This window comes from Methylosinus sp. PW1, assembly GCF_000745215.1.
In the GTDB taxonomy this organism is placed as follows: domain Bacteria; phylum Pseudomonadota; class Alphaproteobacteria; order Rhizobiales; family Beijerinckiaceae; genus Methylosinus.
In genome coordinates this window covers 1-22,850 of record NZ_JQNK01000006.1, presented here as the reverse complement: position 1 = coordinate 22,850, position 22,850 = coordinate 1, and the positions used below count along the sequence as shown (strand labels likewise).

Annotated in this window: 15 protein-coding genes and 2 pseudogenes; 10 read left to right on the top strand and 7 right to left on the bottom strand. The window is 64.2% G+C overall.

The genetic code is table 11. The features are described from left to right. The first annotated feature begins 1 nt into the window (after position 1). Entirely contained in the window at positions 2-355 is a 354-nt protein-coding gene (locus K369_RS04350; RefSeq protein ID WP_036288329.1) for a DNA-binding transcriptional regulator, read from the top strand. Positions 356-579: 224 nt separating this feature from the next. On the opposite strand, the gene K369_RS27505 is transcribed toward K369_RS04350, so the two are convergent. After that, on the bottom strand, positions 580-933 hold the full coding sequence (locus K369_RS27505; protein ID WP_245278090.1) for an SOS response-associated peptidase: 354 nt from the start codon (positions 931-933) through the stop codon (positions 580-582). 539 nt (positions 934-1,472) lie between these two features. Beyond that, positions 1,473-2,378, bottom strand: coding sequence for a hypothetical protein (locus tag K369_RS04335; protein ID WP_198033020.1), 906 nt, complete (start codon positions 2,376-2,378; stop codon positions 1,473-1,475). A gap of 624 nt (positions 2,379-3,002) precedes the next feature. On the opposite strand from K369_RS04335, the gene K369_RS26980 reads away from it, so the two are divergent. The 3 genes from K369_RS26980 to K369_RS26060 all read left to right on the top strand — a co-directional run bounded on the left by K369_RS26980 (position 3,003) and on the right by K369_RS26060 (position 3,659). Then, the gene (locus K369_RS26980; protein WP_198033019.1) at positions 3,003-3,152 is read left to right on the top strand and encodes a hypothetical protein; all 150 of its coding nucleotides are present in this window, start codon (positions 3,003-3,005) and stop codon (positions 3,150-3,152) included. Then, positions 3,149-3,412 carry an IS66 family insertion sequence element accessory protein TnpB gene (tnpB, locus tag K369_RS04325; protein WP_198033018.1) on the top strand — a complete coding sequence of 88 codons (264 nt, stop codon included), beginning with the start codon at positions 3,149-3,151 and terminating at the stop codon, positions 3,410-3,412. Before K369_RS26980 ends, tnpB begins: the two co-directional genes overlap by 4 nt. Before the next feature lie 61 nt (positions 3,413-3,473). Further along, positions 3,474-3,659, top strand: a complete 186-nt coding sequence (locus K369_RS26060) for a hypothetical protein (protein WP_156967691.1) — start codon at positions 3,474-3,476, stop codon at positions 3,657-3,659. A gap of 28 nt (positions 3,660-3,687) precedes the next feature. On the opposite strand, the gene K369_RS26975 is transcribed toward K369_RS26060, so the two are convergent. Together K369_RS26975 and K369_RS26970 are read right to left on the bottom strand one after the other, a co-directional pair. Next, positions 3,688-4,359: an IS6 family transposase gene (locus K369_RS26975; RefSeq protein ID WP_198033028.1), complete on the bottom strand. Its 672-nt coding sequence runs from the start codon at positions 4,357-4,359 to the stop codon at positions 3,688-3,690. Between the two features lie 9 nt (positions 4,360-4,368). Continuing rightward, a pseudogene (locus tag K369_RS26970) lies at positions 4,369-5,112 on the bottom strand (ISAs1 family transposase); the annotation flags it as partial. 217 nt (positions 5,113-5,329) lie between these two features. Between K369_RS26970 and K369_RS04310 the strand changes: the two are divergent. Together K369_RS04310 and K369_RS25205 are read left to right on the top strand one after the other, a co-directional pair. After that, positions 5,330-5,833, top strand: coding sequence for a hypothetical protein (locus K369_RS04310; RefSeq protein WP_198033017.1), 504 nt, complete (start codon positions 5,330-5,332; stop codon positions 5,831-5,833). Between the two features lie 394 nt (positions 5,834-6,227). After that, positions 6,228-6,911 carry an IS5 family transposase gene (locus K369_RS25205; protein WP_256380973.1) on the top strand — a complete coding sequence of 228 codons (684 nt, stop codon included), beginning with the start codon at positions 6,228-6,230 and terminating at the stop codon, positions 6,909-6,911. 29 nt (positions 6,912-6,940) lie between these two features. Here K369_RS25205 and K369_RS04300 read toward each other — a convergent pair. Beyond that, positions 6,941-7,611, bottom strand: a protein-coding gene (locus K369_RS04300) for an IS6 family transposase (RefSeq protein ID WP_371033290.1) whose coding sequence is annotated in 2 segments (ribosomal slippage) — positions 6,941-7,146 and positions 7,146-7,611 — 672 coding nt in all. Because the reading frame shifts where the segments join, the coding sequence is not laid out codon by codon here. 219 nt (positions 7,612-7,830) lie between these two features. Between K369_RS04300 and K369_RS04295 the strand changes: the two genes are divergently transcribed. The 4 genes from K369_RS04295 to K369_RS04280 are packed head-to-tail and all read left to right on the top strand — an operon-like array spanning position 7,831 to position 20,487. After that, positions 7,831-10,773, top strand: coding sequence for a DUF6603 domain-containing protein (locus K369_RS04295; protein ID WP_036288316.1), 2,943 nt, complete (start codon positions 7,831-7,833; stop codon positions 10,771-10,773). Next, positions 10,773-14,186 carry a hypothetical protein gene (locus tag K369_RS04290; RefSeq protein WP_036288313.1) on the top strand — a complete coding sequence of 1,138 codons (3,414 nt, stop codon included), beginning with the start codon at positions 10,773-10,775 and terminating at the stop codon, positions 14,184-14,186. The genes K369_RS04295 and K369_RS04290 overlap by 1 nt, the downstream gene beginning before the upstream one ends. A 19-nt stretch (positions 14,187-14,205) precedes the next feature. After that, positions 14,206-18,786, top strand: coding sequence for a hypothetical protein (locus tag K369_RS04285; protein ID WP_036288310.1), 4,581 nt, complete (start codon positions 14,206-14,208; stop codon positions 18,784-18,786). Beyond that, positions 18,787-20,487, top strand: a complete 1,701-nt coding sequence (locus K369_RS04280; RefSeq protein WP_036288305.1) for a hypothetical protein — start codon at positions 18,787-18,789, stop codon at positions 20,485-20,487. Between the two features lie 465 nt (positions 20,488-20,952). Here the strand turns inward: K369_RS04280 and istB are convergent, their stop codons facing one another. Together istB and istA are read right to left on the bottom strand one after the other, a co-directional pair. Beyond that, the gene (gene istB / locus K369_RS04275) at positions 20,953-21,681 is read right to left on the bottom strand and encodes an IS21-like element helper ATPase IstB (RefSeq protein ID WP_024882319.1); all 729 of its coding nucleotides are present in this window, start codon (positions 21,679-21,681) and stop codon (positions 20,953-20,955) included. After that, positions 21,614-22,850: pseudogene (gene istA / locus K369_RS04270) on the bottom strand (IS21 family transposase); the annotation flags it as partial. The gene istB and the pseudogene istA, both read right to left, overlap by 68 nt.

Below are 22,850 nucleotides of genomic sequence, written 5' to 3'. Positions count from 1 at the left end.
GATGGACGGCAAAGATTTCGAAAGCATGATCTCGGGTCTCGAAGACGCTCTCGCCTACGCCAAAGGAAAGCCGCGCGCAGGAACCCGCGCGCACAAGCTGAAGATCGATCGGAGCTTCATCGCCGAGACGCGCCTCAAAGCGGGATTGACGCAGGAAGAATTTGCGAAGGTCACGGGCGCGTCGCTGGGAACCGTGCGCAAATGGGAGCGCGGCGAGCGCTCCCCTTCCGGCGCCGCAGGAATGCTGGTGAGAATTCTGGCGCGCGACCCGGCTCTGGTGATCCAGGAGGCCGGAATTGGCGAGAAAACGCCGCGCAACCGGCGACGCTGTGGCGATAGCGATGTCGGAGGGTGAGACGCCCGAAGCGAGCAACGCGCGCGCCCAGCGCATGACCTCGATGGCTTCGTGATAGGCGGTCGCCGCGCTAACGGAACCAACCGCCGGTCCCTCGGCCGTCGCGTGGACTGGCTGGGGCGCTGATAGATGTGGAAACCGAGTTGCGCATAATAGCGCGCTTCGGCTTCGGCCGGCGGAATGTTTCGCGACGGGGCTACACCAGCGTAGCCGCAAGTCTCCCGTCACCTGCGGAAACCGCAGAGTGTGCCGAGAACGCCGCGACCGCCGACCGTCGTGACGCCTCCTTCCGGCGTCTCGAACATCACCGACGCGGTGGGCTCACTATCGCGCAACATCTCGCGGCGCAGACCACCGTCGCGCCATGAGAAGTAGAGCGGAACGCCGAAGGCCTCGGCGATCGCTCGGCAGTAGCCTGCGGTGATCGGCCAATCGAACGTCGGCGGCCCGCGACCGTCGACGTCGTGATGATGCAACTCGATCCGAGTGGGATCGCCGGAACGCACGACATCGATCGTCGTGGTGGGCGCGATGTTGTAGCGGGGTCGCAGGTTCCGTGGCGGCCCGATCACGCTCAAAAAAGCGTACACTTCGGCCCAAGTATAGGATTGGCTGAACCCGCCCGCACATCAACGAAAGATAAGCCACGCCCGCCGCAAACGGAAGCCGCTTCTCGAGCATACGCAATTCATCTGTTGCTTATGTGCCTTATCCGCAAATGTGCGTGTCGCGAGGTCGCATCGGCAGGTGCGGTACGAGTCGCGCAAGCAAGCCGCGAAGCCTTACATAAGCTAACAGTTTGCCGACACCTTTGCCCGCGACGGTCCCTAGGATTGCCGCGCCAGCAAGTGTGAGCCATCCGGAAATGTTCACCGGCGTGCTGAGGATGAGGTCAGTGGCGACTGCGATCAGTAACCCGATCGCGGCCTGAGGACATCCGCAAGCATGGAAGCTGTCGTTGATCGCCGGCTCGATGGCGCGGACCTCTTCCGGCAATGTAGTTCCGCCGAGCGAAATATGGCCGATGTGGGACGGCCGCAGGCCTGGGAGTCGCCCCAGAAGGTCCACATCTTTACGGGTTTTGATAAGGAAGACTCGTCTCTGAATAGCCAGAGGGTTAGATGTAAGTGACATGCTTCGAAGCCCTGAGTAGCAAAATCTGGAACGTGTTAAGTCGCATGCGGGCTACTGCTGCCTCGATTGTGGGAGGCGTCTCAGTTGCCGGGACTTCCATAAGGTTTTCCTGGTTTGAACCAGCGTTGAGGTGCCACCAGTGACCACAAACATGGTTCACCTCGTGGGCGATGACCCGGAGGTTGCACGTCAGCAGGCCTATCGGCCAACCGTTGCGCGGCCCCTGGTTTTGCACCCAGACCCAACCAGCTTCATATTGAGCATGACCGTACGCGCGCTCAAGGCTTCGGACGATGAACACTGTTACCGGCGCGCCATAGCCAACGATCCGCCGCCAACTTCCGTAGAAGCAGCAGCGGCTGGCCTTGGCCTCGAATTGCGAACCCAGTTCTCCGAAGTTCTTGACGAAGCCTTGGCCACCTGTGGCGGGGTCAAGCAACGCCTTTGTGCTCGGGGTCTTGTCGACGATGATCCAGTCATCAGTGACCTCCGCCTCACCTGCAAACCCGTTGGAGAATTGGAACGGTGCCGACGGCATGAGCCGGACATTGGCCTCATGCTTGAAGGCCGTTGCAGCTGCTTGTAGCATCATCCGTACATAGGCGAGATCGGCAATGGGTTCGCCTAGTTCATCGGACAGCACAACCGTGCAGACACGCAGACGCTTTTCCGGCCGCACGCCGAAAAGGCCTGCCAATGCGTCCGGCAATGATACGACTGTCCACACAATCGCCGTAGCCGTTCCCAGGATCACCTTTAGCGCATTGCCGAGTCCAGGGATTAGAAAGAATAGGTCTATGACGAAGGCTACGGCCGACAATACCCAGCCGAAGATGGACTCGAATAGACTGATCGCATTGGCGATCACGATGACGATAATATCCCACACAAGGCAAGCCGACGTGACAATCCACCCATAGCCGACGCAGACGATGTTCTCAATCCAAACCGTCGCGTGGCAGATCCAACTGATGATCTCGCAAGCCCAGCTGCAGGGCCACCAAGTGCAACACTCTTTGGACCAATTGGCGCACTCTGAGTGACCGTGGTCCGCGGTCTCAGTGCACCCCCATTCCTTCGCGTATTCCAGGCACTTGGGCATGAGGACTCCGACCGAATTCAAAGCTGCGCGAAGGATAATGAGCCGACGCGATAAAAATTTGCACGCTTGTTTGTGATCTTTTTGCAGTGACGCAATCATAACAACGCATGCCGAAAGGTGCAAGAGAGCCGAATTGACAGCCGCTTCTCGAGGGGCGTCGCAATAGGAATCGCCGGGTAGTCGCCGCTTCCAATTTCGAGCAGCTATACGCACGCGCGGCGCGGTCGGCATCGACGCTCGGACAATGCCATTTAGAAAATGTCCTTGCTGATCTGCGCCTTCGCCAGGTTCCCCGAGAGCATGTCCTCGAGCCGCACGTAGCGTCCACCGTATACGCGCAGCAATTGACGCAGTGGCGCCGCCAGGCGCGCACCGGGCGGCTTGCGCTCGTGACCGGGTCCCGCGGAGTTCGTGGAGATCGAACTCGAGCAGCCGTCCGTTCGTAATGAGAGCGATGCGAAGATCGAGATCGTCGTCGGCAAGGTCGTGCTACGATTGGAGCAGGACACCGCGTCGACGCGCATCGCCGAGATCATGACGGCGTTGGAGCGCGGCGCGTGATCATTCCGTCGCAAGGGTTGCGGATCGTGCTCGCCGTGCGTCCCGTCGATTTTCGTTGCGGGCATGACGCGCTGGCCGCTCTGGTGCAAAACAAGCTCGGACTCGATCCGCATTCCGGCCTCATCGTCGTGTTCCGCTCGAAGCGAAAGGATCGCTTGAAGATTTTGTTGTGGGACGGAACCGGACTCGTGCTGATCTACAAGCGTCTTGGCGATAACGGTTTTCTTGGCCGCAGGTCAGCGACGGCGTCCTGCAATTGAGCCGGGTGCAGTTCGAAGCTCTATTAGCGGGCATCCACTCCATCATTATGTCGGAATTGACGTGTCTTTGGAACTCTCGAGCGTTTGCATCGTCGATGGAGGTGGCAAGATCGTTTCGGAGGCGAAGGTCGAAAGCCATCCGGATGCGATCGTCGATTTCCTGCGTAAGCTCGGACATTCGATCGGGCGTATCGGGTTGGAGGGGCTGTGGTGCAAATTTGGCTTTGTCGCAATTTTTGATTATTGACGCGATGAGCGCTTGAGAACGACGCGGCTCACGCGGCAAGGGCGTAGAACTGCTGTGCTGGACGCAATTCACCTGTCGTTCGCAGCTGCCCCTTTCGGATCATGTGCATGAGCTCGATGCCGGAAAGCGTGGCAGCAGCCGATCGAAATGATTTGAAACCCAGCATCGGCCGCGTCACTCGCTTCACCGCTCGATGGTCCTGTTCGACGATATTATTGAGATATTTGATGCGGCGGATTTCGATGTTCGCCTCATGCTCCGCGTTGTAGCTTTCGATCGCCGCCGTGTTGGCGCCGCTCTTGTCGATCGTGATCTTCTCCGGCGCGCCATGCTGCCCGATCGCCTTGCGCAAAAAGCGCAGCGCGGCTTTGCGATCCCGCTTTGCGGTCAGCAGGAAATCTACCGTCGCCCCTGCCTTGTCGACCGCCCGATACAGATATTTCCAGCGGCCTTTGATCTTCACGTAGGTCTCATCGAGACGCCAGCTGGATCCGATCGCGTGCTTGCGAGCACGAAACTCTTTCTCTAGCAAAGGCGCATATTTGACGACCCAGCGGTTGAGCGTGGAATGGTCGACGTCGACGCCTCGCTCTTCCATCATTTCCTCGAGCTGACGATAGCTCATCGGATACGCCACATACCAGCGGACGCCCCACAGGATCACGGCGCGTTCAAAATGGCTGCCCTTGAAATCGATCATCGGACTACGCGTCTCGATGCGGCCGTGGTCGCCGTCGAGCGTCTCGTGGCGGCTGACCGTGGCGTCCGCGAATCCATTGGCTTTCTGCTCGGCGGCGAACAACTTCACGTCTTCGTGGAGCGTTCCCTGATTGCCTTTGAGCGCAATGATGTAATCGGCCTTCTTGTCCTTGATCTTCTTGGCGATGGCGCGCTGGCAGCCCATCGCGTCGATGGTGACGACGGCGCCTTCGATCGCCATCATATCCAAGAGCGCGGGAATGGCGACGATCTCGTTGGATTTTTCCGCGACGGCGACCTGCCCCAGGACCAGACGCTGCCTGGCTGCGAAAGCCGAGACCATATGGATCGGCTGCTTGGAGTTCTTCTTCGCCCCGGACCGGCGCGAGGTCTTGCCGTCGATAGCGATGACATCGGCGGGCGCCTTGGTCAGCGCGGCGGTCCAGGCGACAAAGCAGCGCTGGAACGCCTCGGCGTCGAGCGTGGCGAAGATGTCGCCGAGGTGGTCATGCGCCGGCGTGCCGTTGGCGAAAGGGCGGAAGCGACGCAAAAGGTCGAGCTTCTTCTCGCCGAAGCGCGCGATATCCGTGAAGGCCTCCGCCCCGGCCAGCACGGCGAGCAGGGACAAGAGCAAGATCTCGTCGAGCGGATACATCTCCTTGCCGGGCTGCCGTTCGTCCGGCATATCGTTGAAATATTGTAGGAACACTGTCGTCTCGGCCAAAGCCGCGCAATCCGCCCCGCTCTCGTCCATCGACCTGACCTCCTACCCGAATCAACAGGAAGTCGACTGATTCAGCACGAGAGCGATCTGTCACCTACTTCTTCACCCGATCGCCCTGAGGTGAAATCTCTCCGCTGTTGACAAGTCGATCCGTGAGATCGTAAAGCTTGTCCCACATTGAAGTGGCTCCGCATCAGATGCTTATATCATAATATAAATAGGATAGCACCGCTTGAGGTTGCCGACAATGAGTAATCGAGAAAACCACAAATCCGATACGACCCACCTTCCCACCATCCGAAGCGCTCGAGTGGCTGAGTTATCGCCAGGCGACAGCGATCTGCTGTTTAAGCTCTACGAGCAGACTTGCACGACATGGCGGATGCTGGTCGATGTCCGGTTCAAATTGCTCGCGCTGGTCCCGACGGCGTCCTTGCTGTCTCTGGCGACGGTCATCGGCAGTGGGGAACCGAGCAAATTCATTGCACCGCAAGTTCGCATCCTGTTTTCGGTCCTTGGGCTCATGGTGACCTTGGGACTGTTGATCTACGACCTACGAAATTCTGAACTGCACAACGACCTGATCATCCGGGGAAGAAAGATCGAAGACGAGTTAGGGGTGGACACCGGAGTCTTTCGCGGGCGGCTAGAACCACAAAAGTTCAGCCTCATCAGGCACAGCAGTGCAACTAATTTGATTTATGGGGCAGCCATCGTCGCTTGGCTCGCCGCAATCTGGATATCAGCGTAGCCGCTTTTCTGTCAATAAATAACAGACAACACCGCTTCAGCATGCGATCTTTGTAGGCTCTGTCGCGAATTTTCCTCGCGGGTCGGTTGAGGCATGATCGCTGTGGAGTGGGGCAGGCGGAACGGCGCGATGATCGACTTCAAGGGCAGCCATTTTGAACGCGACGTGAGCTTGGTGCAGGGATACCTGGTGATCCGGGATTTTAAGGAATGCTGGGGAAAACATGCTTCCGGTTTTGACGACGGGAGCGGACCATGCCTTTCAAGTTTCACGCGAAGGGCAGGCGCGACATTCCGCGTCCGCGTCATCGGGTCGCGAACTGGCGGGACCATGATGCGGCGCTGCGCAATCGCGGCAGCCTTACGATCTGGCTCACGCCCGAAGCAATCGTCGGTTGGAGGGCGCAGCTTCGCACGACGCGGGGGGGGGGGGCAGCGCCACTATTGGGATCTCGCCAATTGAAACCGCCCTCACTTTACGCGCCGTGTTTCGATTGGCGCTGCGTCAGAGTGAAGGCCAGATCGGCTCTATCATGAAAATGTTGGAGATCGACCTGCCGGTTCCAGATCATACGAAGCTGAGCCGTCGAGCATGTGGCCTGTCTGTTTGCCAGCCTGCGCGGATGGGAACCGGCGAGCTTCATCTGATCGTCGATAGCACCGGACTGAAATTGCGCGGCGCCGGCGAGTGGTTGTCTGAAAAACACAGAACCATAAAGCGCCGCGCCTGGCGCAAGTTGCATGTTGGCATTGACGCGGACACCGGCGAGATCGTCACCTTCGATCTCACGGACAAGGATGTCGACGGCGCGTCTCACGTCCCCGCGCTGTTGGACAAGTTGCCCCAGGCTGCGGCTTCGTTCATGGGCGATGGCGCCTATGAACGGGAAGCGACATTTGACGCCGTTCTCGATCGAAATCCGTTCGCTCGTTTCATCGTCCCACCCTGCAAGGGAGCCGTTCCCGGCCCCACGGCGACCATCGCGCCATCGCAGCGCGATTTGCATATTCATGCGATTGACGCACGCGGAAGGATAAATTGGCAAAAGACTTGGCTTTGTCGCAATTTTTGTTTATAGACGTGATGAGCGCGTACGAACGACGCGGGTCACGCGGCGATGGCGTAGAACTGCTGTGCTGGACGCAATTCGCTTGTCGTTTGCAGCTGCCCCTTTCGGATCATGTGCATGAGCTCGATGCCAGAAAGCGTCGCAGCAGCTGATCGAAATGATTTGAAACCCAACATCGGCCGCGTCACTCGCTTCGCCGCTCGATGGTCCTGTTCAACAATATTGTTGAGATATTGATGCGGCGGATTTCGATGTCCGCTTCATGCTCCGCATTGTAGCTTTCGATCGCTGCCGTGTTGGCGCCGCTCTTGTCGATCGTGATCTTCTCCGGCTCGCCATGCTGGCCGATCGCCTTTCGCAAAAAGCGCAACGCGGCTTTGCAGTCCCTCTTGGCCGTCAGCAGGAAATTCACCGTCGCGCCTGCATTGTCGACCGCCCGATACAGATATTTCCAGCAACCTTTGACTTTCACGTAGGTCTCATCGAGACGCCAGCTGGATCCGATCGAGCGCTTGCGAGCACGGAACTGCTTCTCCAGCAAAGGCGCATATTTGACGACCCAGCGGTTGAGCGTGGAATGGTCGACTTCGACGCCTCGCTCTTCCATCATTTCCTCAAGTTGACGATAGCTCATAGGATACGCCAAATACCAGGGGACGCCCCATAGGATCACGTCGCGTTCAAAATGGCTGCCCTTGAAATCAATCATCGCGCTATCCCGCCTGCTTAGCTGCCTGCGATCATAGCCCTACCGACCCGCGAGAAAAATTCGCGACAGAGCCCAAAATTTGCACCGCAACCCAATTTCGAACAGATTCCACGATGCCTCTATTGCTAAAACCGCGAAGGTCGCATAGCTTTCTAGCGATACTGATTTCCGCTTTTCAACATCGAGCAGGGCATCCCCTCTCGCCGTGACGAGGCTGTCGTGTCGGAAGACATTTTTTCATCGTTCGGCAAAGGGTTCGTCGCTTTCGCGCATACACGGGCGGCAGACCTCGTAGGCGACAGCTTCTCCGATAGCGGCAAGCTCATCGCATCGCTCGCCGACGGCAAGACCGGCAGCACAAAGACCGCATTTGATCAGGTCAAGGACGACGTCACGCAGCTCACTAATGCCGGCAAGGCGTTGAAGGGCGCGATCGACAAGGAAATCAACGACGGCAAGGCCGCCGTGCAGGAGATGGCGGCGGAGCTGGGCACGAGCCCATTCGGCGTGGGCGAGACAATGCGGGCGCTTACAGCGCTCGGCAAACTGCTCGTCGCCTATGACAACGCCATCGGCAAGATCGCCGAGAAAGTCTCCGAGAAGGCGAACGGGTCGATGACCGCGGCGCAGATCAAGGCCGACATCAACGGCATGAACGCGCCGATCAAGAAGCTGCTCAACAATGCAGGCGGCGCCGTCACCGCCAATTTTGACAAGCTCTGCAAGCTCGTGCTCAGCGTCGACAGCGCTTCCAACAAGTTGGGCGACAAGCTCGTCTGGAATTACGACGAAAAGCGGCTGCATGTCGATTTTGCGTCGGCCGGGTCCGGTTCGGTTCCGCCGCTGGGTTTTGACGGCGGCTCGCTCGTCGCCTTCTTCACTTACAAGAGCGACGTCAAGGCCGGCGTCGAACTCAAGACGAATCTCAAGGCCGGACTGAGGGGCGACAAGCTCCTCGAAAAGATCATGCCGGGCCGGCAGCCGACGGCCGATTCCGATCAGGTGGCCATCACGCTCGATACGCATGACGGACTGACCTTCGGCTCGGGCAAGGACAAGCGGATCACGCTGCCGGTCCGCTTCTCCTATCCCGGAGTCGAACTGCGCGAATTCGGGATCGAGCAGCCCGCGCAAGACAATGAGAAGAACAAGAACCGCGTGAACGTAACCGTCACCGTCGCGGGAAAGCTGGGCGATGCTTTCGCCGTGGTGGTCGAGGGCGGCGGCGTTTCGATCCGCTGGGTCGACGGCGGCGATCCCGAGGTCAAGCCGAAGATTCCTTCAGGCGCGGGCATGCGTCTCAAGACGTCCGTCGTCACCGGCGGCGGCTATCTGCGCTATGACGAGGTCAAGAGCGAATATGGCGGCGTCTTCCAGCTCGAATTCGTCAAGATCGGCGTGACCGCCATCGGCCTGCTGGGGACCGAGCCCTTCAATCTGGTCATCGTCATCGGCGTGCATTTCTCGCCGAAGATCGAACTGGGCTTCGGCTTTACGCTTTCCGGGCTCGGCGGCATTCTCGCGATCGAACGGGCGCTCGACAGCGACGCCCTGCGCGACGGCCTGAAGGACGGCGTCGTCGGGCAGCTTCTCTTCCCCGCCGATCCGGTTGCGGCGGCGCCGCAGATCCTGAACCAGCTCGGCAGGATTTTTCCGCCGCGCGCGGACGGCTTCGTCGTCGGGCCGATCGCCGAGCTGGGTTGGGGTTCGCAGGCGGGTTTCGTCAAGGCGCGGCTCGGGATCGTGCTGTCCTTGCCGGACCCCAAGATCGTACTGCTCGGCGCGGTCGAGATCGGCGTACCTTCCGCCGACGTCGAGGAAAATCTGCGCATCGTCGATCTGCGTGCGGAGCTGGTGGGCGAGATCACGTCCGACTATTTCTTTCTCAAGGTCTCGCTTGCGAAATCGAAGCTCTTCAAGATCGAGATCACGGGCGATCTCGCGCTCTTCATCCAGTGGGCGGGGGAAGGCGCCTTCGTCCTTTCGGTGGGCGGCTTCTTCCCCGGCTACGAGGCGCCGAAGCAGATCGGAGATATGCAGCCGGTCGGCATGAAATTCACGCCGTCCGTCGACTGGCTGTCGCTCTCGGCGACCGCCTATGTCGCCATCACCTCCAATACGGTGCAGTTCGGCGGACGCGTGGAGCTCATCGCAAAGTTCTCTCCCGCCAAGGCGGAGGCTTGGTTGCAGCTCGACGCGCTCTTCAAATGGGCGCCGTATTTCTATTTCGTGATTCGCATCGATGCGGGAATCAAGGTCTCTGCCTTCGGCGAAACGCTGGCGGGCGTAACCTTCAGGGGCGAGCTCTCCGGCGATCAGCCCTTCCGGCTGGAGGGACACGCCGATGTCGAAATCCTGTGGTGGGACGTGCCCGTCGACGTCGGCCCCATCGAATGGGGGAACAAGACTCCGGCTCCCGCGCCGGAAATCGATCCCATACCGGTCGCTGCGGCGGCCCTGCGCGCCGAGGCGGCCTGGAGTCCGCGATTGCCGCCCGACGCGCAGTCGATCGCACGGCTGGCGCCGGCCGACGACGCGAAGCTTTATCATCCCCTCGGTCAGATCGAGCTCCGCCAGATCAGCGTGCCGCTCGAGACCGACATCGACCGCATCGGTTCGAGCAAGGTCAAACGCAAGCGCATCAATCTGCGCGCCCCCAGGCTCAACGGCGCGAACGCCGGCGCGGTGTGGCCGCTCGTCGACCATTTTCCGCCCGGCCATTTCCTGGAGCTTTCCGATCAGGAAGTGCTGGCGCGGCCGGAATATGAAGACCACGACTCCGGCTGCGGCATGGGCGCGGCGCGGGGCGCGGCCTTCTCGGATGCGACGCACGCCGGCTATGCCTGGAACACCGTCTGCCCGAACGAGAATTTCGACGGCCTGACGGTCAAATGGCTGATCGACCCCAAAGCCGGCGCCGGCAAGCTGCTCGCGGCGGCGGGCAAGTCGCGCCAGTTCAAGGGCAATCCCTACATCCCCGTCGGCCCGCGCCCCTCGGAGGAGATCGTCACGCCGCGCGGCGATGTGCGGGTCGTGTCGGCGGAGACGCTCGCGCTGTCGCATCCCGACGGGGCGCTGCCAGCGAGCGTCGCCGCCCAGTTGGTCAGGCTCGGCGCGCATGCCGGGGTGGAACTCACCACATTGTCCGCGGGGTTGGCGTGATGGCCGACAGTCTCAAACTGCGCGCCGGCGCGGCCTTTTTCGTCTCGCCCCAGGCGCTTGCTGCGATCGCCTACACGCCGGAGAACATCCATCTCGGCGACTACGTGTTCCTGCCCTTTGTGAGGAACGGGCTCGCGGCGGCGATCGCCAAGTCGCCCCCCGGCAATCGCGCGACCATCACCATTGACGTCGAGGTCGCGGACTCGAATGACGGCTCCGCGAGCGAGAAGGTCGGCCACGAACTCACTCTGATCGGCCCAGGTGATCTGACGGGCGTAGACGTCGATCAGATTATCCGACGCGAGCCAGCCCCCAACACCTTCGAGGCGGAGGAGGGCTATCTGGCGCATATCGAATTCGCCCGGCCCGACTACCCTTGGCTTTTCTCGCCGACACCGGCGCAGGGCGACGTGTGCCAGCCCTGGCTGGCGTTGATCGTCTGCGAAGCGGCCGTCTCGCGCATCGAGCCGTCGGCGGACGAACGCCCCGACCAGATCTGGACGAAGAAGGGCCAGTTGCAGCCACTGACCGACCACACCCGTTTCTGCCATGCGCAGCTCGTGGGCGTCGCGCTGGACGGCGAGCATCCGCGAATGCGGGGCTCGGGAGCGGATACGGTCGAAACCCGCCTCTCGGACGAGCACGCTCCGGCCAATCTTTCGCGCATCCTCTGCCCACGCCGGCTGGCTCAGGGCGTGGATTACATCGCCGCCCTGGTTCCGGCCTTCGATTGCGGCGTAAAGGCGGGGCTCGGCCAGAGCGGGGGAACGTTGGCGCCGGCATGGACGCGTTCGCCCGGCGACGAGGCCGCCGACATCGTGCTGCCGGTCTATGACTCCTGGGCCTTCCGCACCAAGCCTGGCGGCGATTTCCGGGCGCTCGCCGAGCGCATCAAGGGGATTGCGGCGCCTTGGGCGATCGGGCGGCGCTTCATCGATCTCTCGGGGTCGATCGGCGATCTTCCGGCCATGGTTGGGGGCGAGGCCGGCGGCGTCCAGGTGCTGGAATGCGCGCTCTACTCGCCCGCGGCCAACGGCCCGGCGGCGCCCGCGCCTTGGCCGGTCGAACGCCGGGACGCGTTGCGAAAGCGCCTCGACGAGGCCAATGCCGACGACCCCGATCTGCCGCGCGTCGGCGCGCGGCTCTATGCGCGTTATCAACGGGCGGCCAACCGGCTTGGGGCGGCCTTCGGTTCGCCGCCCTTCGGCCCTTTCGCCGCCGCCACGGCGGACGCAGACTGGTTCACACAGATCAACACCAATCCCCTGCATCGCATCGTCGCCGGCCTCGGCGCGCGTGTCGTGCAGAAGGACCAGGAGCAGTTGATGCAGGCCGCCTGGGCGCAGGTCGATGGCATCCGCCGCGCCAATCAGGTCGTCATCTGGGCGAAGTTCGCCGAGGTGCTGAACCTCTCGATCATGAAGCGCCATCTCCAGCCGCTCGATCCCGGCCGGCTGATGCAGGTGACGCGAAATGTCCACGCGCGCATCCGGGACGCCGGCGCGCCGCGCACGGTCGCCGCGGCGGTCATCGACAGCCGGACGGCCCAATCGACGCTCGACGCCGGCTTTCGCCGTGCGACGCGCCCGAGCGGGCCGCTTGCCCGGCGCCAGGATCTGGGCACAAGTCCCAGCCGCATGGTGGCGACCGAAGGCGGCTTCCGAGACCATCGCCGCCTCTACGGCAATCCAGACGGAATCTCCGGCCTCTCCGAAGCCGGACGGAAATTCTTCAGTCCGGAGGTCATCGCCAAGGTCAGCGGCGCGCCTCTCGACCGGGCCCAAGCTGTTCTGGCTGAAAAGGCGCAAAAGCTGGCCCAGGCCGGCGCCGCCGTGACCGTGCTTGGCCGCTCGCCCTGGGTCGGCCCAGTCGAGCCGCCCGGCGACATCTTTGGCCGACAGGCGCTGGAAGAGATCGAAGCCCGCATCCCGCAGAGCGCCGCGGGGGGATTCGCCGAGGCCGGGGCGGCCGCGGAGGTGATGGTGGGCATTGCCAATGCGGAGAGCGGCGTTTCCGACGCAGCGAAGGTCGGCCTGGCGAAGGTCGAGCGCGTCGCTCCCCAGCAGGATTGGCTGCGCGCGGTCCGCCCGACGACGCCCGTCCGGAGGTTCGGCGGAATCGAGCTGACCAGTCCCGGTCTGAGCCCGTCGGTCACGGCGCCGACGCCGCGGCCGACGATTCGCGTCGTCCCGCAGCTTGCGGAGCCGTCCGTCGCCATCGGCCGGCGCGCCAGCCCGATCATCGTTGATCGCCCTCAGGCGCCTCCGGCGGGAGCGCCGCCGCGCGAGGCGCCGCTGGTGCGGTTCGAAACCGACGTTTCCCGCCGCGTCACCGACGTGATCAAGGAATTGAACGCCCAGGGCATGGACAAGGTGCGCGCCGACATGGCCGGCATCGTCGCCGGCGTCGCCCTGCCGCCCCCGGCGAGAACCGATCTCGGCCCGCTCGCGGTCACGAAGCCTTCGCTGCTCAAGCAGATCGACCCCTTGCAAACCGCCAGGGCGGCCTTTAAGGGCCGCCTCGTCCGTCTGCCCGACTGCGTCGCGCCCGACTGGTTCGATCGCGTCGGGCTTGCCCCGATCATGGCCGCGCCCGTTTTCAACCGTCCCATGTACGCCGCGCTCGAAGACTATGATCGCGAATGGATCGCGCCGGGCCTCGGCCTCATTCCCGAACGCGATTTCATCACGCTGCTATCGATCAATCCGGCTTTCGCCGAGGCGTTCCTGATCGGCGCCTCGGACGAGATGGGACGCGAGCTGTTGTGGCGCGATTATCCGACCGACCAGCGCGGCACCTATTTCAAGCGCTTCTGGGACCCGGACGAAGACGAGTTGACGAATCCGATCCATCGGTTCGACAAGAAGCCGCTCGGCAGCCATTTCTCCATCGGCGGCGACAAGGCGGCGGGCGCGGGGGCGCTGGCGCTGGTGGCGCGGGCCGAGCTCTTCCGGCGCTTTCCCGACACGGTCGTCACAGCGATGCGCGCGTCGAATGCAAGCGGGCCGCCCCAGTTCATCGCCGGCTCGGAAGCGGCGATTCTTTTCCACATCCATCTCGATCCTGACTACCGGCTCGTCGGCTTCGACCTGACGGCGGAACAGGTGACCGGCGGCGGCAATTGGTGGATCGTGATAGCGCAAAACCCGGCCGCGCCGCGCTTCGGCCTCGCAACCAATCCTAGCCCCTCCACCGACCACGACAATCTCGACTGGGCGGACTTCGGCGCCATACCGCCCGGCCGCTTCCTCAGCACGAGCCGCAGCTTTCCTGTCCGCGATCCCAACAGCCATCCGCAGACCGTTCAATGGCCCGGCCATGCGGGCGTGGTCGCGCGGGTGCTTTTGACCAATCCGGTGCGCGCCGCATTCCGCGCCGACAGACTGATCAGCTCGATCAGAACTCAACGCTGACGCCAAAAGGGGGGCCGCCATGCCGCCGATCGACCTCGCCGCCCTGAACGCCGCCCAGTCCAAAACCGTCGACGCCCGGCTGGCGCTGAGCCGCGTCGAACAGGCGCTCAACGCGGCGCGCGGTCAAAAGCGGGTCGGCGAGGCCGCGCTCGCCGCCGCGCGGGCATCCGGCGACCAACCGGCCGCGGACAGGGCGCGCCGCGCCATACAGAGCGCCGACGGCGCGATCGAAGCCGCGACGCGCGGGAAGATCGACCTGTCGGATCAGTTGCGGCAGCGGCTCGACGAAATCGTGAAGATTCCTTTCGACGCGCCCGCCGATGTCCCGCTCCTGCTGACGCCGCTCCGCCTCGAAACGCGCTTCGGCATATCGGCCGCGGGAACGCCCATCCTCAAGATTCGCATCTATCCGGACGACATCCTTGTCGACCGGACCGATCCCGGCCTGACCGAGACGGAGGAGGAGGCCGCCCGCGCCTATTGGTCGACTCTCTTCGCCGCGCCGGACGACAATGGCGTCGACGCGCCATGGGCCGCACTGAAGAAGGCCGTGGGACGCAATCGCGCGCGCTGGGCCGCCATGGCGACGCGTCCGACCAACCCGCAAGCGCGCGGAACCGGCGCCCAGCCCATCTTTCCCGAGACGAAGCCCGCCGCCCGCGCGGCGTCGCGCCCGCGCTTGTTGCCCGACCGGTTTCTCGTCACCGCTTGGCAGGCCGGCAAGCAACTGCGCGCGCAAGGCCTCGCTGTGGCCGTCGATCTCAAGATCGGGTTATTGGCGGACGACGGATCGGCGCTCGTCGATCAGAACGGACTCAAAGTGCTAGAAGGGACCGAATGGCTCGTCGATTACGACCGCGCCCTCGCCACCGGCATGGCGATCGAGCTGCCGCTCGATTCCGATGCGCCGATTGAGCGGCTTTTCGTCTATGGCGTCAGCCTGAGCCGCAATGGGGCTGACGCCGCGGCGGAGTTGGAAGCGCTTCTCGCCGCGCATGACGGCGAGGGGCGGCTGGATTTCATCCCGCAGGGCGCGCCGACCAACAACACCGAGGCCGGCGCCGCCGGCTGGCGGCGCTGGTCCGATCCGGCGCCCGTGCTCCTGACGCCGCCCGCGCCGGCGACTGACGCGAACGCCGCCGTGACGGCGTCGGCGTTGGGCGTGAGCGCGGGCGTGCTGGCCGGCGTCGAACATGCGGGGCTGCGCGAGCAGGGCGCCGCGGCGGCGATGAATGCGGCGCTCTGGCCCGCCACCTGGGGTTATTTTCTCGAGACGCTGGACCAGCACGAAAAGGGGCTGTCGCCCTTCGTAATCGAGGACGCGCGCGCCTTCCATCAGACCTATGTGCGCGGCCGCGGCGCTCTCCCGGCGATCCGGGTCGGCGACCAGCCCTACGGCCTGTTGCCCTTCGCGGGTTTCGCCCGCCGCTTCAAGCCGCTCGGCGCCGGCGGGACGGAGGCGGGACTGGAGATGCTGCTGCGCCGCGCTTGGCCCAACTGGCTCAACGGCGCAGGCGGCCTGCCGCGAATTCAAAGCGGCGGCGGCGCGGCCAAGGTGCTTGAGATCTATGGCCACGCGCCGCTGTCCTGGGGCGTGCGCGCCCGCAAATGCCTGTCGAAGGAGTTCATCGACAAGATCGAGGCGACGACATCGGTCGGAAAGGAGTCATCCGACATCGAAGACCTTCTCACGCGGCTTCTCGCCGAGACGCTCGGCGGATTTTCTTTCATTTACGGCGTCGGATCGCTCGCGGCCGAATCGCGCCCCGTAATGCTGCCTTACGCCGACCCCGCCCGGGACGCCGATTACGCCGAGGCGCTGATCGGCGGCGGCAATCCCGGCGCGATCTCCAGCGTGTTCCAGGCGTTGATCACGCTGGGCTGGAACCGCGTCAAGAGCGCCGCGACGCCGAGCCGGCTGTTCCCGGACGCTGTGCGCGCGACCGCAACTCTCCAGCCCGCGCTCGCGGAGCGCGTCATCGGCGCCGTGATGCAGGACGGCCCCGGCCGCGTCGGCGAATTTGACGTGCTGATCGGCGACGTCACGGAGGTCGTCGGCGAAGAGAGGGCGACGCCGCCGCCCATCTTCCGTCCGATTACGCTCGGAGCGCGCGATTTCGCCGCGATGACCGTGGAGGCAACCTCGACGGTCGAGCGCGACCGCTTCGGCGCGGCGACCGTCGCTGCGGCGCTGCGAGACAAACGCCGACTCGCTGACCTGGCCGCAGGCTTGAAGACGCTGATCGACCTGTCGCGCGCGCCGGGCGGGGCGGATCTCACCGCGCTCGTGGCGGAGACGCTCGACACGGCGAGCCATCGGCTCGACGCCTGGATCTGCGGCCTCTCCACCGCGCGACTAGCACGCTTGCGTCAGGCGCAGCCAAAAGGGCTGACTGTCGGCGCCTTCGGCTGGCTCTTCGATCTCGCCCCGCAAAATCGCAAACTGCCCGAGGGCGGCTTCGTCGCGGCGCCCGCGCTGGAGCTCGCCACGACGGCGGGCCTGTTGCGCAGCGCCTATATCGCCCACAACCCCGCCGACGGCACGGGCGGCGCCTTCGCCATCGACCTCTCCAGCGCCCGCGTCCGGCGCGCCCTGTGGCTCCTCGAAGGCGTGTCGAACGGTCAGCCGCTCGCCGCGCTCTTCGGCTATGAGTTCGAACGGCGGCTGCACGAAGCGGATTGCGACCGCTTCATCCTCACCTTCCGCGGCCTGGCGCCGCTCGTGGCCGGCAAGCTCAACATCACCGACGCGCCGACATCCGATCCGGAGAGCGCCCAGGTCGTGGCCGCGGCGAATGTGACGGACATGCTGCGGCTGCTCGACATCTGGAACGATCCCGCGCGCGGGCCGAAGAGGGTTTTCGACGCGCTGGCGGCGCGGCCGACAGGGAACGAATATCTTGATCCCAACGTGCATTGGGACCCGCCGACGAAAGAGCAGATGGAGGCCGTCACGGCCGCCGTCGCGAACGCCGCGGAAGACGCCGACGCGCTGGCCGATCTGCTGCTCGCCGAATCGGTCCATCAGCTCGCGCAGGGCAACATGGCGCGCGCCTCCGCCGTGCTTGACGCGAGCGGAAGGGGCGAAGCGCCGCCGCCGGCCGACCCCGCCGTGATCCAGAGCCATGGACCAGGCACGGTCGTCACGCATCGCGTGATCGTCGCGACAACGGAGACGGAGAAAGGCGGCTGGAGCGCCGCGACGCCGCGCGCCCTTTCCAATCCGGCGCTGGAGGCTTGGGCAGGCAGGCGCCTCGGTGACCCCAAACGCGTGATCCTGGGCAAGAGCGGCGAGAAGCAGGCGAAGCTGGCCGACGCCGGGCTCGGAGCGCTGGATTTCGTCGCCCTCTGCCGCCACCCGAATATGCTCGACCGGACGATCCGCGCCCGCGCGCCGCTCGCCGATTCCTCGACCGCGTTCCAGGACGCAAAAGCATTCGAGGAACTCGTTCTGACTGGGGCTGCGCTGCAGCAGGTTCTGGACGGGGCGCGCAGCTTGGGGTCGTTCAATATCGGCATTCCCGGAACCGACGGCTGGGGGCCCGCCCCGGGCGCTGTGGCGGCCGCGAAGCAGCGTCTCTCGACGGCCAGCGGCATGCTGCAGGCCCGGCTGACGCGCCTGCAATCGCTCATGTCGGGCGCGAATGTGGCGCGCGCCGATCTGATGGCCGCGCTGCTCGATCTCGGCGATTTCGGCGTCGTCCTGCCCGACCTCGCGGACAAGCAGGCCGCCGACCTGGCGCATCTCGCGGTCGCCGAAGCCGTGGGCCGACTGACTCGGGCGCAGGAGGCGCTCGCCGCGCCGGCGACGCCCGCAACGCTCGACAAAGCGGCGGAGGCGCTGTTCGGCTCGGGGTTCCCCTTGCCGCTGCCTTACGTCTTCACGCCGCCAAACCCCGGCGACGCCATCGGCGAGCGCGCCGTTTCGGAGGTTGCGCCGGGAGCGGCCGAACGCTATCTCGCCGATGTCGGCTGCGTGCGCGCCCCGATCGGCGTCTTCCAGCGGCTCAATCTCCTTTCCGGCGTCGCCGGCGCCGGGCCCTCTCTGACAATACGCCAGCTTTGCGCTCCCGGCGACGATCCGCCCGACCACTGGATCGGCGACGGTCTGCCGCCCGACCGACCCTCGCCCATGGGCGCCGTCGTGTCCATTCTCGCCGACGCGCCTGCGGGGCTCGATTTCGCCAAGGGCGTCGCCGGGCTCCTGATCGACGACTGGACGGAGATCATGCCGCGCCGCATAGCAGTCGGGGCCAACGGTCCGGCGGCGAGCCGCACGACTGCCGGCGTCGCGATTCACGCCGATGCGCCGCGCGCCGAGCCGCCGCAGACTCTCGTGCTGGCGATTTCGCCCGACGGCGAACGCTGGACCGAGGATTCGCTGTGCGATTTCCTGTCGGACCTCCTCGACATGGCGCGTATCCGGCTGGTGACGCTGGAGACGCTGCCGGCGGCGCCCCGCATTCTGCCGGCGATCTATACGCAGAGCTGGTCCTTGCAGGGCGAGACGGTGATCGACTGGTCAAAGATTATTCTCGACGCGCGCCTCGCCGCGCGCGTCGAAGGACTGAAGAATTTCACACTGACGAAGGAGGCGTGAATGGCTCTGAAGCTCACGCTCCATGACGCGCTCTTGCAGAAGTCGATCTCGTCCAAGGCGCTCGTAGATATTTTCCTGAAGCCGCCCGCCTGGACGCGGCTCGAACCGCAATCGCTATCGGGGAATCCGGGGCCGGGAATCGCTGCGTGCATTTCCGATCCGCTCTGGCTGATCGGCCGGCAATGGCAGATGGGCGAGTTTCATGGCGAGGATTGCGGAACGCCGGTTTCGGTTCGCCTCTCGGCCGAGACGCAGCGGCTCAGCGCCCTGCGCCAGGGCGACGCGGCTCGGGGCAATGCGCCCGCCGCGCTGGCCGAGGGCGCGACGTTCGAGCCCGAAATCGAAGCCGAGCCCTGGGCGCCTCCCAGTCTGCGCGACAGCGCGGAGGCCGCCGCGGCGCTGATCGCGTCGCTCGAGCCTCTCGGCTGGAGCGACAAGGCGACGCTTCTCGCCGCTTGCGCCTTCGATGTGAATGCGGCGGATATCGCCGCGCAGCGGCCCGACGCGACCTGGTTGATGATCGCCCGGCATCTGCCGGACGCCGAAGCGGCGGCGCTGGGGCTTGAGGCCGGGACGCCTGCCTGGATGGCAGGCGCCTCCGCCGAGGTCCAGGAAGCCGCCAAGGGCTGGCTTGGATGGTATCGCCGCAATGTCTCGCGCCGGTCCCGCGCCGCGGATAGCTGGCACGCCGAACGGCTGGAATATCGCTTCGCCTTGCAGGCGGGCGAGGGCGGCAACGCGCGACGGCTCGAAGCGCCTCGCCATTCCGGCGGCCCCTTCGACTGGCACAGTCTCGATCTGGCATCGGGCGCCGGACTTGGCGTCGCCGCTGCCGATGCGAAGGTCGAAACCCACGAAGTGCATGTCCACGCGACGCGGTTGCGCTACGCCGGCATGCCCGCCGACCGCATGTGGCAGTTCGAGGACGGCCTCGTGAATTTCGGCGTGACCGAGGTGCAGCCGAACGATCTGGCGCGCCTCGCTTTTCTCGAATTCGCGACGATCTACGGCAATGACTGGCTGATCGCGCCGATCGACCTGCCGCGCGGCGTCCTGGCGCGCGTGACGGGCGTCAGCTACCTCACCACTTTCGGCGAAACGATTGACGTCGCGCCGGCGTCCAATCAGGGACGGCGAGGAAGCTTCGCGCTCTTCAGCACGACCGGGCCGAACGGGATTGAGGCCTGCTTCGTCATTCCGCCGAATGGGCGCGCGGCGTTGGAGGGGCCGGCCCGCGAGGAGGTCGTCTTCGCGCGCGACGAGACGGCCAATGTTGTCTGGGCGGTGGAGCGCAGCGTCGAGGGCGCCGACGGCCTCGCGCGCGACCGCAGCCTCGAGGAGCCGGCGCTCCCGCTCCCCGCAAAACCCCAAGCCGGCGCGGATTACGCCTGGACGCTCGAAACCCTGCCGCCCGATTACTGGATTCCGATGGTTCCGGTTCCCAAAGGCGGCGCCGGGGGGTTCTTCCTGCGCAAGGGAACCTTCGAGAAGGAAGATCAGGCGAGGGGACGCATGCTCGCGCCGAAGCCTTTCGACCTTTTCGACGAGGAGGTTCCGCGCGAAGGCGTGCGCCTGCGCCGGACGCCTTCGCTTCTGCGCGACGAGCATGGCCGGCTGACGCGCTGGATCGCGCGGCGCGTCACGACCGCTTGGGGCGAGGCCCGCTCGCGTCTCGCCTATGACGCGACGCGCCGGGAGTGACCGGCGCTTCATCGCGCGAGCTTGGTGCAGGGATACCCCGTGATCCGGGATTTTAAGGAATGCTGGGGCAAACATGCTTCCGGTTTTTACGACGGGAGCGGACCATGCCTTTCAAGTTTCACGCGAAGGGCAGGCGCCTTGTCGATTTCCGTCGAGATTTGACCCAGGATTTCCATTGAGAACTGACCCGGGTTGAAGATGGCTTGCGGGTCAGTCGGTCGTCAAGTTTCGATCTACTCCTTTGATGGTTTGTCCGCCTTCGCCGAGCTGTCCTTGAACCGGAAGCTGTCGTTTCCGGTTTCGAGGATATGGCTGTCAATCGGCATCGAAAATTGACCCCCGATCGGCGTTCAAAATTGACCCCCTTTTGGCGTAGGGCGGAACGCGAGCGCTCGCCCCGGCGGAGCTGGCGGGGTTGCGCAGCCGGGGCGAGTGCGTTTCGGTTCGCGATGTGATCGGGAAGCGTCAGGCGCGGTTCTTGAAGCGCCAGCTTTCGTTGCCGGTCTCGACGATGTCGCAATGGTGGGTGAGGCGATCGAGCAGCGCGCTGGTCATTTTCGCGTCGCCGAACACGCTCGGCCATTCGCCGAATGCGAGATTGGTAGTGATGATGATAGAGGTGCGTTCGTAGAGCCGGCTGATCAGATGGAAGAGCAATTGTCCGCCAGATTGCGCGAAGGGCAAGTAGCCGAGCTCGTCGAGTATGATGAAGTCCATTCTCGTGAGATATTCCGCGAAGCGTCCCTGACGACCTCCTCGCGCTTCGGTCTCGAGCCTGGTGACGAGTTCGACGGTGTTGAAGAAGCGGCCGCGTTTTCCAGCGCGAATGCAATTTCTTGCAATCGCTATCGAAAGATGGCTCTTCCCCGTACCGGTTCCACCGACGAAAACACAATTACGTTGTTGGTCGAGGAAGCCGCCGTTCGAGAGATCGCGCACCAACCCTTCATTGATCGGCGTACCGTTGAACTGGAAGCCGTCGAAGTCCTTCGCCAGCGGCAATTTGGCGATCGTCATCTGATATTTGATGGAGCGCGCGTGCTTTTCGGCGATTTCCGCCTCGAGAAGATCGCCGACGATGCGTGGCGGCTCATGCTGCCTCTTTATGCCACTCGACATCACCTCGTCATAGGCGTTCCTCATGCCGAAGAGCTTGAGCTCTCCCATGAGATCGAAGAGCTTGGTGCGTTCCATCAGCCTGTTCTCCTCAATTGATCATAGCGGGCGCAGTCGGCGAGCGGCATGTGCAGCAGCATCAACGACTCGGGCGTCGGGATCGTCGGCGGGGGCGGCGGCTCGCGCCGGCGGGCGAGAATGTTGAGAATGACGTCGGCGGAATGGACGCCTTGGCCGAGCGCCTCCGCGCAGGCGGCTTCCACCGCGGTCAATCCGTCCTCGACGACGGCGGCCAGAACCTTGACCATCTGTCGATCGCCATCATTGCTGCCGGCGAGCTTGCGCCGCACGCGCTCGATCGCTCCCGGCAACACCCAGTCCTTGAACGGCGCGCCGTTCCGTAGCGCGCCGGGCTTGCGCGCGAGAACTGGCACATAATGCCAGGGATCGAAGATCGTCGCGCCGCGCCCGAAGGCCCGAGCATGTTCGGCGACCACCCGCCCTTTTTGGCGGAAGACGATGCGGTCGGCGTAGGCGTGGATCTCGACCGGGGCGCCGACGGCGCTCGCATTGACCGAGTATTTATTGTTGTCGAAGCGCACGAGGCAAGTCTTCGACACCGACGCGGTCAGCTCGTGGAATCCGTCGAACCGCCCGCGCAGCGGAACGAGCTTCGGGCGCTCTTCTTCGAATGCCTCCCAGACCGTCTTGTCCGCGATTTCCGGATGCGGATGAGCCTTGGCGTAGGTGACGCATTTATCGAGAAGCCAGGCGTTCATATCGTCGTAGGTCTTGAACCGCAGGCGCGGCGTGAAGAACCGCTCCCGCGCCAGGCCGACTTGATTTTCGACCTGGCCTTTCTCCCAGCCGGACGCTGGCGTGCAGGCGACCGGCTCGACGAGATGATGGCTGCACATTTGCGCGAAGCGACGATTGAACTTGCGCTCCTTGCCGACGAAGATCGTCTCCACCGCCGTCTTCATATTGTCGTAGATGCCGCGCGTGCAGGCGCCCCTGAAGAAGGTAAAGGCGCGATCATGCGCGTCGAAAACCATCTCCTGCGTCTCACGCGGATAGGCGCGAACGAAAGGCATGCGGCTGTGGCACAGACGCATGTGCGCCACCTTCCACGGTCGTCGTCACGCCGTCGAGCACAACGATCTCGTGGCTCCAGTCGAACTGGTAGGCTTCGCCGGCTCGAAGCTCAACGGCACATAGGCGGCCGCCGTCGCCGCGCCTTGCTCGCT